At 41.7% G+C, this 15,313-nt stretch carries 12 protein-coding genes; all 12 read left to right on the plus strand.

The genetic code is table 11. The features are described 5' to 3' along the window. Positions 1-456 precede the first annotated feature (456 nt). Positions 457-1,185, plus strand: coding sequence for a polysaccharide biosynthesis/export family protein (locus tag H8S90_RS09110; protein WP_187342240.1), 729 nt, complete (start codon positions 457-459; stop codon positions 1,183-1,185). 11 nt (positions 1,186-1,196) lie between these two features. Further along, complete coding sequence (locus H8S90_RS09115; protein ID WP_187342241.1) at positions 1,197-3,554, plus strand: polysaccharide biosynthesis tyrosine autokinase; 2,358 nt, start codon at positions 1,197-1,199, stop codon at positions 3,552-3,554. Positions 3,555-3,559: 5 nt separating this feature from the next. Beyond that, a complete protein-coding gene (locus H8S90_RS09120; protein WP_187342242.1) occupies positions 3,560-4,579 on the plus strand; it encodes a glycosyltransferase family 1 protein in 1,020 nt (339 codons plus the stop codon). Between the two features lie 11 nt (positions 4,580-4,590). Further along, positions 4,591-6,129, plus strand: a complete 1,539-nt coding sequence (locus H8S90_RS09125; RefSeq protein WP_187342243.1) for a lipopolysaccharide biosynthesis protein — start codon at positions 4,591-4,593, stop codon at positions 6,127-6,129. Between the two features lie 49 nt (positions 6,130-6,178). Then, on the plus strand, positions 6,179-7,303 hold the full coding sequence (locus tag H8S90_RS09130) for a glycosyltransferase family 4 protein (RefSeq protein WP_187342244.1): 1,125 nt from the start codon (positions 6,179-6,181) through the stop codon (positions 7,301-7,303). Between the two features lie 19 nt (positions 7,304-7,322). Further along, complete coding sequence (locus H8S90_RS09135) at positions 7,323-8,957, plus strand: hypothetical protein (protein WP_187342245.1); 1,635 nt, start codon at positions 7,323-7,325, stop codon at positions 8,955-8,957. 16 nt (positions 8,958-8,973) lie between these two features. After that, positions 8,974-10,014: a glycosyltransferase gene (locus tag H8S90_RS09140; RefSeq protein WP_187342246.1), complete on the plus strand. Its 1,041-nt coding sequence runs from the start codon at positions 8,974-8,976 to the stop codon at positions 10,012-10,014. A gap of 25 nt (positions 10,015-10,039) precedes the next feature. Beyond that, positions 10,040-11,257 (plus strand): glycosyltransferase, encoded by a 1,218-nt coding sequence (locus tag H8S90_RS09145; protein ID WP_187342247.1) that lies wholly within the window; start codon positions 10,040-10,042, stop codon positions 11,255-11,257. Positions 11,258-11,545: 288 nt separating this feature from the next. After that, positions 11,546-12,133, plus strand: a complete 588-nt coding sequence (locus H8S90_RS09150) for a putative colanic acid biosynthesis acetyltransferase (protein WP_187342248.1) — start codon at positions 11,546-11,548, stop codon at positions 12,131-12,133. A 138-nt stretch (positions 12,134-12,271) separates the two neighbouring features. Further along, a complete protein-coding gene (locus tag H8S90_RS09155; protein WP_187342249.1) occupies positions 12,272-13,306 on the plus strand; it encodes a glycosyltransferase family 2 protein in 1,035 nt (344 codons plus the stop codon). A gap of 71 nt (positions 13,307-13,377) precedes the next feature. Continuing rightward, the gene (rfbF, locus tag H8S90_RS09160; protein WP_187342250.1) at positions 13,378-14,205 is read left to right on the plus strand and encodes a glucose-1-phosphate cytidylyltransferase; all 828 of its coding nucleotides are present in this window, start codon (positions 13,378-13,380) and stop codon (positions 14,203-14,205) included. Positions 14,206-14,233: 28 nt separating this feature from the next. Continuing rightward, positions 14,234-15,307 carry an NAD(P)-dependent oxidoreductase gene (locus tag H8S90_RS09165; RefSeq protein ID WP_187342251.1) on the plus strand — a complete coding sequence of 358 codons (1,074 nt, stop codon included), beginning with the start codon at positions 14,234-14,236 and terminating at the stop codon, positions 15,305-15,307. Positions 15,308-15,313 lie beyond the last annotated feature (6 nt).

Raw genomic sequence — 15,313 nt, forward strand, 5'->3', positions numbered from 1 at the left:
TGTGAGGTATTGTGGTAAATGAGTTTTATAAAATAGTTTTTATTGATGTATAAATATGTGTGTATATTATATGTTGACTTAATAACTAATGTGTAAAAGTCAACTGATTGAGTAAAATATATAAGAATTGTATAATTTATAGGCAAAATTTCACGAATTCCATACGTATTAAGCCTTTCGCTTGATGAGTTATGTTTTTACGCCTAAGTTTGTTATACTAAACCGGCGATAGAGCAAACGATAAGCAGCCAGATGATTTGCGGTTAATTAAAAAAAAGAGCCACTGTAAGTGGAGTGGCGGAGCTACATTCGCATTACCTAAAACCTTCAACGTAAAAAGTATAACCGAACCTCCCATCTAAAAACTCAACAACTATAATTACTATATAACAATGTTAATTGAATGCTATTTAAATTTTATGCCATAAGTAACTTGATGATCTAAACGATTTCTCTATGAAAAATAAAATAAACCAACTACTAATATTTCTATTAATTCTGGTATGTTGTTCTTGTGCCTCTTCAAAAAAAACAAATTATTTTCAAGATATTGATAGGGAGCGCATTACGGAAGAACTGATAGAAAATTACCAACCTATAACTATCCAAACTTCCGATATACTGAGTATTAACGTTACCAGCTTAAACCCTCAGGCGTGGAGCGATACCAGTAACCGTGATTTAGGTTATCTGGTTGATCAAAAGGGAGAGATTGTACTCCCGCTTGTTGGCTCGGTTAAAGCCGCTGGCCTTACGAGTACAGCCTTGAGTGAGCAGCTGAGAGAACGTTTATTGCCATACCTCAAAGAACCTTCTGTTGTGGTGCGTATCCTCAATTTTAAAGTTTCGGTGATGGGTGATGTGATGAAACCCGCGACCTATAGCATCGCCAGTGAAAGAATCACGGTAAATGAAGCTATTAGCATGGCTGGAGATTTAAATATTACCGGTATGCGAAAGCATGTGATGTTGATACGCGAGGTAGATGGTACAAGAAGCTTCATTCCGCTTGATTTAACCGCTAGTAACTTTATACGCTCGCCTTATTTTTATTTGCGCAATAACGATGTTCTTTACGTGCAACCGGGGAAAAACAAGTATGCGGCATCTACAGATGGCGTCTACCGCAGCTTAAGCTTAGCGCTTTCGGCACTTTCTATCGTTGCGATTATTATCACTCGTTAATACTGTTTATAATGGTACATCAACAATCAAATCTTCCGCCATATGGTTATGGTGTTGAAGAAACACCTCCAAAGGGTTTCCGGGAATTGTGGCAAAAATATAGCTACCACTGGCCGCTGTTTTTCTGCTGTTTGTTTTTTGCACTAACGGCCGCTTTTCTCTATGTGCGTACCTTGCAGCCTGTTTTTCATGTAAAGGCCAAAATAGGTATTAAAGACGAAAAAAAGTCGACTATGGAGAAATTTGCCTTGGAAGAATTAAATATTGCGGGCAGCCCGAAACAAGCAGAAAGTGAGGTAGAAATAATCAAATCCAGAGCACTTATTCAACGTGTCATTAATGATTTGCAACTTTATGTGCATTATTCATTGGATGAGACATATCGCTCAATTGATTTATATAACACTACGCCGATAGTTTTTAACTGGCTGGAAAAGCATGGGCAAATGCGGGCCCGCACTTATGCCATTACCATAATTGATCAACAACAATTTGAGTTGACCAAAGAAAACGGCGACGTTTTACATGGAACTTTTGATGATCATTTTTCCAGCGACATCGGCTTATGGAAACTGGATGTGACGCCTCACCTTGATGAGTTTATCGGCCGCACCATTATATTGGAACTCCATCGGTTGCCCAATATGATCAGCCATTACCAAAATGAAATTGCGGTTACACTAAATAAACAGGCGCCGATTATCGATCTTTCCCTAAATGATGTGGTGCCCGAGAGGGGGGAAGCGGTATTGAATCATCTGATTGCTGCCTATAAAAATTATAATGTTATTGATAAAAACCAGGAAACCGAAAATACATTGAAATTTATTGATGATCGTTTAATATCGATTACGGGCGAATTGAATAATGTGGAGCGGGATGTGGAAGGATATAAGAGCAGTATCGGACTTACGGATATATCGTCGAAATCACAATATTACTTGGAAAATGTGCAACTGAATGACGCACGTATGAACGAAGTGGACGTGCAACTGAATGTGATAGATGGTATCGAAGCTTATGTATACAACAGCGAGGCGGAGGGCACTCCCGCAACTATCGGGATTACCGACCCTGGTTTAATCGGTTTAGTTGAACAGCTTTCAAAGTTGCAGATACAGAAGCAGAAACTTTTAGCTACCACCCCTGAAGGTAACCCAATCTTTGCACCGATCAATAAACAGATCAATAGTACTAAAGTTGCTTTGAACGAAACGATTAAAGGAATTAAATCATCCTTGCTGGCAACACGTAAGCAATTGGAAAAAAACAACAATAAATTCGAATCCTCGATCCGGAATATACCCGGGCAGGAAAGAAAATATGTAAGTATTAAAAGGCAACAAGGAATCAAAGAAAGCTTATATGTTTATTTACTACAAAAAAGAGAAGAAGTGGCGATGAGTTACGCTTCGACCATTACGGATGCAAGAACAATAGAAGAAGCCTATTATGAAGAACCAAAAACTGAAAAGAGTTTTCCTTTTGCTATCGCCTTGCTGACAGGTTTTATGTTGCCGATAGGACTCATTTATAGTCGCGAGCTGATTAGAAACAAAGTGCTCACCAAGAAAGATATTGAAGCGATTACCGCCGTACCGGTTATTTGCGAATTGATCCAGACAGAGAAAAATGCGTCGATTGTATTACAAAGTGATAAACGTTATGCCATCAGCGAACAGATGCGTGTACTACGTACCAACTTATTACAGGAGCATTATGAGCGAGTAGACGGAAAAGTAACGCTATTTACTTCTAGTATTGCCGGTGAAGGGAAAAGTTTTGTGGTGAGCAACATGGGGGTAGCATTGGCCGCTTCCGGTAAAAAGACCATCATTCTGGAACTTGATTTGCGAAAGCCACGTATTAGTAAGATTTTCGAAATGGATAATGTAGCCCCGGGGCTGAGCAGTCTCCTGGCCGGAGAAGTTGCAAAGGAGGATATCATTTTAGCCTCTAGCTTACAACGGGATTTATATGTTATGCCTTCAGGGCCTGTCCCGGAAAATCCTTCCGAATTATTGGAGAGTGAACGGATGAAGCAGTTGCTGACAGAGCTGCGAAATGAATACGATCATATCCTAATCGATTCTCCTCCACTTCATTTGGTAACAGACGCCTTGATTTTAGCACCTTTGACAGAACTCAGTTTATACGTAGTGCGCCATAATTATACACCCAAAGAGGAGCTGAAATTTGTGGATGAGGTTTATAAAGCAAATAAATTACCGAATATGAAGCTGGTTTTTAATGGTGTACAGATGGATAAACGCTTTGGCTATTCGTTGGATTATTCTTACTATGCCGAAAAATCCAGTAAGCAATCTTTTTGGCATGCTATATTTGGCAATTTTTTCAATAGGTTCTAGTTGCAATGAAAATACTTTTTTTTACCACTCCTGTAGAAGACTATTTAGGCGATGCGGTGTTGATAGGTCTGCGAAAAATTTATGGTGCGGATTGTATTGATTTTCCGAAACAAGATATTCTCTACCGAGAATGCCCAAAGCATATGATGCACCAGGTTCGCGGAAACGGATTTACCTTATATACGGGCTTATTGGAAGACATAGCGGTCGACCGTTTTAATATCGAATACAAGTTGGAAAATAACTATTTTGATCTGATCATTTTTAGCGATATACAGCGTCAATTTGGCTGGTTCCTACATTTTCGTCCATGGCTACACATGAAAAACACGTTAATTATGGATGGTTTTGATACACCTCATCCTTATCCGGCGCGTGGACGCTGGTGGCGTAAACCATATTATTGGTTTTTACCAACAGCACATCGCTCATTTTTATATTTTAAAAGGGAATGGACGCCAAATACATATTTTCATCTTTGGATGCGTTTTTTGCCTATCAAACTGAGAGGCTTCATTTCCCGTCCCAAAAACCTGCGGACAATTGCCTTTAGTATGCCGGAGGAGAAAATTATAGCTGAGCTTCCCCGGAAGACAAAAGACTTTCCAAAGCATATCGTTGACCCTGAAGTTGCCACACAAGTGGAAGGAAGCTATACAAATTATGCTTTTGAGAAAGAGCAGGCATACTATGAGGATCTTCGGCAATCGCGTTTTGGTATTACCACGAAACGTGAAGGTTGGGATTGCCTCAGGCACTATGAAATTGCTGCGAACGGTGCGGTCATGTGCTTTAAAGATTTAGACGAAAAACCAGCTACTTGCGCACCACATGGTTTAGTTGACAGTGTAAATTGCATTGCTTATAAAGATTACACAGACCTGAAAAATAAGATAGAAAGGCTTACGCCTGCACAATATGAAAAACTACAGCGGAACAGTTTGCAATGGGCTAGAGATAACAGCAGTATGAAACGAGCGAAAGAACTCCTTGAATTTTTTCCTCAAATTAAAAAGGCCATATAATAGCTGTTATCGTGAGTGTAGCAAAGAGAGTACTTTCAGGCAGTGTAGCTTCTTGGATGCAAATCGGGGTCACTGTTATTTCACAACTTGTGCTGGTGCCACTGTATCTGACCTATTGGGATGTAGCCACCTATGGTGTGTGGATCAGTGTACAGGCATTGGTTACTTTACTTACCATGCTGAGTTTCGGGCATCAGAACTTTTTAGGGTTTGAATTTTTGAGATTAGGAATAGCTAACAGACAGCAATTGGGTCTGCAGTTCTGGTCGGGTATCTGGGCCGCTTTTTTTATAGGTGTTGTGGAGTTGGGAATGATGCTGCTGTTACATTTTACAGGAATTCTCCACTTCTTACTCTCAGATGCCGCTCTGCTTGACCAACTCTTGGTGAAAGAAGCGGGCCTTGTGTTAGCTATGCAAGGTTTTGTTTGGATGATAACGGGTAGTGTGGGCGGCGTATTGGTCCGTTTGATGGCCGTATTCAATTACTTTCCTCGTTTGGCTTGGTGGGGGGTACTACTTGCCTTTATAACGGCGTTGGCGCCCGCATTGGCCGTGATGATAGGGGGAGGTTTGTTTTCAGCAGGACTGTTCCTGGGTATCGCTACTTTGCTATACAATGGCTTCCTTTTCTTAGATATCTACCGTTTAATGCGTAGAGAAGGTATAACATATACGCGTCCATCGATAAAAACCGCTTGGCAAAACGTTGTGCGTTCGCTGGCGCTATTTATTAAAAATTTGTTGGAGAATTGCCGTATCGGTGGTGTACGTATCCTGCTAGCACCACTGGCAGGTAATCAAGCGCTGGTGAGCTTTTCTACTATACGCACCGGGGCTAATTTTGTTATGCAGGGACTGAATACCATTATGCATCCGATGATGCCCGAACTGATGCGTTTCTTACACCAACGCGATCAGACGAGGAGTGAGACCGCGTTTGGAACCATTTGGATTATTATTATAGCAATCATGGCTCCCGGAGTAGTGATATTGCAGACTTTTATTGCGCCTTTTTTTGAGCTATGGACAAAAGGAAAGGTGGTTTTCGATCCGGTTCTTTTTGCATTGCTATCCATCGGTGTACTGCTCTACGCTGCGGCTCAACCTGCCATAGCAATTGTTATGGGAAACAATCTGTTGAAAGTACAAATGAAATTATCAGCGTTAGCAGCGACTGTCGTTATAGGCGTGATGTTGGCTTTAGTTCCTGCTTTAGGTATTGTAGGGGCTGGTATTGCCCTGTTGCTAGCAGAGCTTATGGTAACGATAGGTTACAAGATGACCGCAAAAAAGTGGCTTGCTGAAAATGGCCTCAGTTGGCCAAGACGGTCTGCTGAACGTGTCTATGTAGCCATTATATTGGCAAGCGTCAGTATGGCAATGCTTATCGCCTTTCCGGCCGCTCAATACTATACGTTTGCAGGTAGCATGTGCCTGTTATGCTTAAATTTAGCCAAATATTGGCAGACCTTACCTGTGTTTACCAGAACCCGAACGAAAGAACTTTTGCGCAGAATCCCCTTGATGAAGAAGTGGGTGACGGCCTGAATGTCATAGCAAAAGCGATTGACAATCTATTAATTATTGCCATTCAAACATGAAGAGGATCGTAATCTTCTATCCGCATATCGACGAGTACGGCGGAATAGAAAGAAATATTATTGGCTTGAGTATTAAAATATTAGATCAAGGTTTTATACCCGTATTGCTATGTTTTTACGATCGTATAAAAATGGATAACTATCAGGAAGGTTTACAGGTCGAAATGCTAGGTGACCACTGGAACCCGCTCGTTAAATCTAAACAATTACAGCGGTGGCTACTTAAGAACAAAGGCAGCATTTTAGGCTTACCGCTATTTTTTAGCGGAAAAGCCGGATTTTACGCGGCATGGCCCTTCCGTAAATCCTATACCTACGCTTTGCATTTTACTGATCCGCCTAGTTTGTTGAAAGCGGAAAAAGAACAGGCCCGGATTATTCGATATCTGTCTATGCCTAGAACGAAGTTCGCTTCCTGGTTAACAGCAAAGGGCGTAAAATGTGCCGATGTTTGTCTGACCATGACCTATTGGAACGCAAGGGAACTGCATCAGAGCTATTCCCGGAATTTTGAAGTGATTTATCAGGGTGGCGTGCCACCAATTACTGGTAGACATCCATTTCGCAAGCGTTGTGTGGGAAATACTTTACGTTTATTTTCGATTTGCAGATTAACACATTCGAAAAATTTAAACTGGATCTTGCTGGCCGCAAAAAACTTGCAGGAACGGTTCGCTGCTAAAGGCTGGTTTGAAAAACTGGAGATCGTGATTGCCGGGAAAGGGCCGGATCTTGACAAACTGATTGCCTTAACGCGCGATCTGAAATTGGAGCAGCACGTGCGTTTTCCCGGATTTTTAAATGAGGAAGAAGTGGAAGAAGAGTATCGATGGGCTGATCTGTTTTTGGTGCCGGCGAAGCAAGGATATGGTTTGCCGGTTTTAGAGGCGCTTTATCGATATATACCAGTAGTACAAAACAGGGAGTCGCGTATTTCGGAGATGTTGGCAGAAAATGCCTGGGTAGCCGTAAGCGATGATCACATAACATCTTTTACTGATGCTATTGAAGCACATGTGACGGCTATACGTGAGCGTTATCCTGATGAAACGTTGCTGAAAGATTTAATGACTGAAGATAAATGGGCAACCCGTGTCGGTAAATACTGTACTTGGTGGTAACCCGATTAAAAATTTAAATATGCGTTATCTTACTTCTGCTCCGATTTTTTTCGTCACAGAAAGCAACACTTTTCTAAATAATCTCCTGAGAGGTTCGTGGATAGTTTTGGGATCTTGCGTAGCATTACAATGCCTTTTTTTTCCTGGATGGGTCAATCTAATGGCCATGGCGCATGTATTTATCGGATGGGTACTTGTCGCGCATATTTATTTTAAAAATCGTGTGTTGAAAACATATCCCTTGTCTTCATTTTTGGTCCTTGGTTTTTGTTGTACACAGCTTTATTTTCCTTTGTTATTTACTACGATAGAAGCAAAACCACTGGTATACAACCTGGATGTGCCAGCACAGGTATTTATGCATACGCTCTTAGCACTAATCGTATTACTGCTAAGCCATTGGATCTATCGGTCAATCACTTTCGATAGGGCTGTTAGGCCGGGGAGGGGTTCAGGTCTCTTAAAACGCTTGCATTTTTTTACACCGCCATCCAACGTGCAGGTATGGATGATGGGGTTATTGGGCTTAGGGGCAACCTTTGTATCTTCCTTCATCCTAAGGGACGGAGGCGATAAGGATGTGGGAGTTCTGGGAAAGATGGTGGAGGCGCTTGCGCCTTTTACTTACGCGCCTTTTTTCATCCCTTTTGGCAAGTTATATGGACAGCATAAAATTCTGCCAAAAGGTTTTGCCTTTAAATTGATCATGTTTACGATTGCCCTCTTCGTTGTGAGTATTGGCAAAAACAGTCGCGGTGCTTTTATGATCGGGTTTACATCATTGGGTTTTGCTTTTGCATTGGGAATGATACTCGGCGTGATAAAAATAAAGCTGATAACCTGGAAGAATATATTTTTTGCTGTTGGAACAATATGGTTGCTTACTGGGCCCTTCTCCGATTTGGGAAAAGCAATGGTGATTGTCAGGCATCAAAGAAATGAGATACCTAAGTCTGAATTTATTCGATTGACCTGGGAGGCTTTTAAAGATAAAAAGCTGATTCGTAAATATGATCAAGATGCTAAATTAGAAGAGAGTGATTGGGATGAAACATATTTGGACAATATTTTTTTAGCACGATTTTGTAATATCAAGTTCAATGACGCAAGCTTGTTGCTTGCGAGGGACTTAGGCTATGGAAATGCCGATATGCGTAGATTTTCAACTGATCGTGTATGGACAATACTTCCTCAACCCTTACTGAATGTACTGCACCCTAGATTAGATAAGGAAGGGCTAAGCAGTCAATCCTTCGGTGATCAATTGCGGTATTTGGTTGTAAAAAACGAATTCATTATTGGTTTCTTTGTTACAGGGCATTTATCCGGTACGGGTATGGCTGCTTTCGGTTGGTGGTACCTCCTGATTTTGGCATTGGCAATTATACCCGCTTTCTTTTTGTTAGACCTTTTACATGTTAAAAAGTACGTGAACAACAGCAATGGACAAACGGAAATTTCGATCGGCAGGCGGTTCAGTCTATGTGCACTGGTAAATCTAACTGCGATCTTTCAATTTTTGCCTGCAGAAAGTGTGATGGAAGTTTTACAATATTTGATAAGAGGGTGGTTTCAATTGGTGCTACTTTACGCTTTCCTATTTTTCTTCACACAAAAGATCACCGAAGGGCTTAAAAACTTCAGATTCTTCTAAAAACCTTTACCTAACAATGGCTAGTATTCTCTATTTAGGAGATGACCATTCGTCATCTACCGCTGCTCACCGTGCGCAAGCCTTGAGGCGCATTGGTCACACCGTGTCTCATTGGAATCCTGAAAAAGCAGTTGCTGAAGAGCTAAAAAACAGCCTAAAGAATTTTCTGCACTACCGCACAGGATATCGTTTTTTACAGCAAAAGCTAGCTTTTTTTTTGCAGGGAGTGATGGCGAAGAAAAGCGATTATGACTTGATATGGGTGGATAGTGGTGAGTTCTTCGGGTTAAAATGTTTGCAACTGCTAAAAGCGTACGCGCTACCGATTATTCTTTACAATATAGATGACCCTACGGGAAAGCGAGATCAAGGCAGGTTCCAATCGCTTAAAAAAGCTATTGGGTATTATGATTTGGTAGTAGTTGTTCGCGAGGAAACAGCAGAAGAGTGTCGGCTACTTGGGGCAAAAAATGTCATGCGTGTTTACAGAAGCTATGATGAGGAGGCTCATAAGCCTTATACTGATATAGGCGATATACCCATGGATTATAGGTCAGAAGTAGCCTTCATAGGCACTTGGATGAGAAATGAAAAGCGCGATGAGTTTTTGGTGAAACTTCTACAGCAGGGGATCCCGCTAAGTATTTGGGGCGATAGGTGGCAGAAATCAGGCTATTGGAAAGTCCTAAAAAAAGCCTACCGGGGAGGGGCATTAGGTGGCAGGAATTACGTTGCTGCTATGCAAGGAGCGAACATATGCTTGGGATTCTTATCCAAAGGGAATAGGGATCTCCATACTACCCGTTCCTTAGAAATTCCATACGCTGGCGGAGTGTTGTGTGCAGAACGTACTTCGGAACATAAAAGGATGTATGTAGATGGCCATGAGGCAGTTTTTTGGACAGATGTGGAGGAGTGTGTTGAGGTGTGTCAAAAGCTGCTGGGCGACAATTACTACTGCGAGCAGCTTCGCTCCGCTGGAATGGGCAAGGTCCGTACACTGAGGTTGGGTAACGAGGACGTATGCCGCGAAATTCTTCAACATCTACAGGCGTAACCAAAAAATCTAAATAGTTATCATTATGAAAATCGTTTTTTTCGCACATCCTGCCTATCAAGAGCAGGATAGTATGATTCGTTTTACCGAAATGCTTTGCAAGGGAATGACAGCAAGGGGACATGAAGTGGAGTTATGGCAACCAAAGGCATCATTTGTCGAAAAATTTGGAAAGAATGGCTTCGTAAAAAAGTGGCTCTCGTACATCGATATGTTCTTGTTGTTTCCACAGCAAGTGAAAAACAAAATAAGGTCTTGCTCAGAAGATACTTTGTTTATTCTGACCGACCATGCATTGGGGCCGTGGATTCCCTTAGTAAAGAATCGCCTACATATGGTGCATTGCCATGACTTTCTGGCGCAGCGGTCTGCTGCCAATGAAATTGATGGTGTCAGAATTAGTTTCACCGGGAAGATATACCAACAATATATCAGGTTCGGCTATACAAGGGCTAAACACTTCATATCCGTTTCTTCTAAAACGGATGAAGACCTTAAACGGTTTATGGCAAATAAGATCTTTACTTCGACAGTTGTTTACAACGGTTTAAACCGAGTCTTCACACCGCAAGATCCTATTATTGCCCGAAAACATATGAGCAGGATTACAGGTATCCCTCTGTCTGATGGTTACCTTATGCATATTGGCGGTAATGCGTGGTATAAGAATAGACTGGGAGTTATTGATATCTATAATGCCTGGCGAAAATTCAGTAATTTATCTTATCCGTTGCTAATGATTGGGAAGTCTCCGGATAAAGCATTGGAAGAAAAACATCTTTCATCACCCTATCGAAAAGACATTATTTTTCTAACTGACTTTAATGATAATACCGTTCGTACGGCCTATGCCGGAGCTCAAATGCTATTATTTCCTTCATTGGCAGAAGGCTTTGGCTGGCCGATTGTCGAAGCCCAGGCCTCAGGATGTCTTGTGCTGACGACAGAAGAGGCGCCTATGACGGAAGTGGCCGCCTCGAGTGGAATATATATAAAAAAGATGCCAAATGAAGTAGATGCTATCTCCTTATGGGCAATAAAGGCAGCAAAGACAGTAGATGATTTTATGCGAATATCTAAATCTGAACGTGAAAAGCTGGTGTCGAAAGGCATTTTAAACGCCCATCGGTTCGATTCGGATCGGTGTCTAGACCAAATTGAAAAGGCCTATCTAGAAGTATGCTGCGGGCAATCCCTTGTAAATATTACGTCGGACGCGCTTGGTATGCAATTACAAAATTAGTGTAAAGCTGATGGAAATATCAGGGATAATAGCAGTGTAAACTCAATGGAGTTGCATGTCAAGACTTAAGAAATTCTATTAACGGGTTACAGCAAGTGAACATATCCCATGAAGCATCAAGCTTAGGTGATCCAAAAGCATCATTTTTCAAGAGAATTCGTTCGCTGTGCACGCATAGGGGAGGAAAAATGTTTGTCGCTATCACAACGGATTAATTCTTCGGTTAATAAAACAGTTGTTAAAAACTATAAATTTAATACGTAAACAATGGGTATAATATATAAAACAATGGGTACGCACAATGTTGATACCTATACTGGAGCTTCTTTTTCACTGAGTAATAGATTAAGACGCCTTCTTTGGAATATCACCTATCACTTGTTTTTCCGATATTCTCCTAGACCTTTTCACAGCTATAGATCTACGATTTTACGCTGTTTCGGAGCTAAAGTTGGCAAAGCAGTTCACGTTTACCCCGGCGTAAAGATTTGGGCGCCATGGAATCTGATACTTAAAGATGAATGTGGTGTCGCCAATGGAGTTGAACTCTATTCACAAGACCTGATCACTATCGGTTACCGTGCCATTATATCGCAAGGGAGTTATTTATGTACAGGGTCGCATGATTATACTAAAGCAGGCCATCCGCTTTTTACCAAACCGATAGTTGTCGGAGATCGCGCATGGGTCGCTTCCTATTGTTTTGTGCACCCTGGCGTTACAATTGGTGAAGGTTCCGTAATCGGGGCGAGAGCAGTGGTGGTGAAGGATATGCCAAAATGGACAGTATGTGCCGGGCACCCTTGTCAGGTGATAAAAAAACGGGTAATGACCGATGGACTTGAAAATCAACAGACACTATTTGTAAAAGGTTAGCTAAACAACGATTCATACTCGCGAAATGATTTCAATTTTTAATATCGAAAAAACCGAATAACTATTAAATAGTAAATCTCATCAAAATTTAGGGTTTGATTGTAAACAATATCTAAACCAAAGAATTATTAGCTATTTATGAATGCTAAACCTATCATTGCTATTGTCACACCCGTTTGGAATGGCATGCCTTTTATTAAAGAATGTGTGGCTTCTGTGTTGTCCCAAGACTTCGCGGATTGGGAATTATTGATTAGCGATAACGGATCTACCGATGGTACGATAGACTATCTCTTGACCTTGACCGACAAACGCATCAAAGTTTTTTTGCAGCAGGAGAATCTGGGGATTATGGGAAATCTAAATTTCTTGTTCCTACAAGTCAGCGCCCCCATTACGCAGATATTGTGTGCAGACGATTATTTGTCGTCAGAGACTTCCTTGCGTCATATTTCGCGCTATTGGAAGACTGCTCCCAATAGTTTGGGTTTCGTAACCTTTAAGGAACAGGGATGGGCTGCTCAAGTCCGATCGGAGGCAGTTGCGCTGGAAGACCGCATTATTCCGGAAGTATTGCCGGTTGGCCAGGCAGACCTTTGGTTTTTCGTCTGCGGAAATTTTATCCGAAACCTTTCAAATGTAAGCTTAAGGACGACTATAGTGCGCGAGCTTGGCGGTTTTTCAGAAGCTTTCCCAGCGGCGGGCGATTTTGAATTTTGGGTTAGGGCCTCTAAAAATTATGCTATAGGGGTAAAAAATCAGGATTTAATCTGCGTGAGGTTGCACACGCGTGCAGCTTCTAATTACCTGACGATGAAAGGACAGGTTTTTGAGCAGTTGCTGGCTATTTACGGACAGTTGATCCAACGACTATCACCTACTCATGACATCAGACAGCTGCAGCGTTATTTCAACCTTACGGTTTGTGCAAGTTATTATTATATCGGATTAAAATTGATCTTACATGGTAATTTTCAATACCTAAAAACGCTTTTTAAGGCCAACATGTTCCCTGCCTGGTCTAAATGGACTTTATTAGTGTCCTGTATTCCGGTTACCATGGTTAACAGAAAACAAAGACTTAAAGTGAGGCTCATGAAATATATGCTTTCCGGAAGTAAGATCCAGGAAAAGCGAGCTTCCAAGAAATTATTGGCGAATAAACTGGGCTAAAACGATCAGTAGAACTCTACATCACCTATACATTTAACTTAAATCTTTCATCTAAACTTAAAACAAACATTATGAAAGCAGTAATCCTTGCCGGAGGCTATGGCACCCGGATCTCTGAGGAGAGTGGCGTTCGGCCTAAACCTATGGTTGAGATTGGGGGTAAACCTATACTCTGGCACATCATGAAAATTTACGACACCTATGGTATCAATGAGTTTATCATTTGTTGCGGTTATAAAGGGCATGTAATTAAAGAATACTTCGCTAATTATGCCCTCAACCATTCGGATATAACCTTCGATCTCACAAAAAACAGCATGGAAATCCATAAAAACTATAACGAACCTTGGAAGGTCACGCTGGTAGATACCGGTTATAACAGTATGACAGGAGGCCGTCTGAAAAGAGTGAAAGAATATATTGGTAACGAAACGTTTTGCATGACCTATGGCGACGGTTTAAGTGATGTAAATCTTCATGCTCTGCTTAGTTTTCATCGGGCTCATGGCGCTTGGGCAACACTTACGGCTGTGCAGCAACCCGGTCGTTTCGGCGCGTTTAACCTGGGTAGCGAAGAGGTAAAAATTGATTCTTTTCAGGAAAAGCCACATGGCGTGCAGATGCCATGGATTAACGGTGGGTTTTTTGTGCTCGAACCCGAAGTACTGGATTACATCGATGGAGATGATACCATATGGGAGCGCGAACCTTTAGAGAATCTGGCGGCTAATGGTCAACTGGCAGCCTATAGGCATGAGGGCTTCTGGCAACCCATGGATACGCTGCGAGATAAAACGGTATTGGACGAATTGTGGAAAGCAGGAAAGGCACCTTGGCACGAACAGTCGTTGGCTTTGAACATTCTGAAAAGTCAACAAGTTACTACCAAAAGCAATTGATAAGTAAACAAATAAACTTCATTTTATTATGAAAATATTAATTACAGGAAACATGGGCTATGTAGGGCCTAGAGTGGTAAACCGGCTGCGAAATAGTTATCCCAATGCCAAACTGATTGGGTACGATATGGGCTATTTCGGTACTTGCCTGACCAATGCTTCAGTATTGCCGGAAAGTAAACTTGACATGCAGTATTATGGTGATGTACGCGATATGCCACCGGAACTGCTCTATGGGGTAGATGCCGTTGTACATTTAGCAGCTATATCCAATGATCCAATGGGATTGAAGTATGAAGAGGTAACTTTCAATGTGAACTATCGATCGAGTATAAAATTAGCTGAAATGGCCAAGGAAGCGGGCGTTCGCTCATTTATCTTTGCCTCTAGCTGTAGCATGTATGGAGAAAGTGGAGAAGATGTTAAAACCGAAGCGTCCACACTAAACCCGCTAACGGCTTATGCACGTTCCAAAGTGTTAACGGAAGAAGGATTAAGTCAATTGGTAGATGATGGCTTTACGGTAACATGCTTGCGTTTCGCCACAGCCTGCGGAATGAGCGAACGTTTAAGACTTGATTTGGTGTTGAATGATTTTGTAGCCAGTGCTGTAGCTACAGGAACAGTGCAAATATTGAGTGATGGCAGTCCCTGGAGACCTCTGATTCATGTAAATGATATGGCTAAAGCAATAGACTGGGCAATTGATCGCTGGCCGGAGAATGGAGGTGCCTTTTTAGCGGTAAATGCAGGTAGCGATACTTGGAATTACCGAGTAATTGAACTAGCGGGGATGGTCGCAGATATTATTCCGGGAGTAACCGTTTCCCTAAACCGGGAAGCAGCACCAGATAAACGCTCTTATCGGGTGAGCTTTGAACGTTATAAAACATTGGCACCCTATTATCAGCCTTCTTACACCTTAGCCAGTACAATTGAGGAGCTGGCCGATAACCTACGACAAATGGCATTCAAAGATGCTCATTTTCGTAACTCAAAACTGATGCGATTGCAGATGCTAAATTATCTACAGGAAACAGATGAAATTAACAGCGAGCTGGAATGGCAACAAAAAATGCAAAAGGTTTGGGCGGAATCATGATAGTCG

The organism is Olivibacter sp. SDN3 (assembly GCF_014334135.1).
Taxonomy (GTDB): domain Bacteria; phylum Bacteroidota; class Bacteroidia; order Sphingobacteriales; family Sphingobacteriaceae; genus Olivibacter.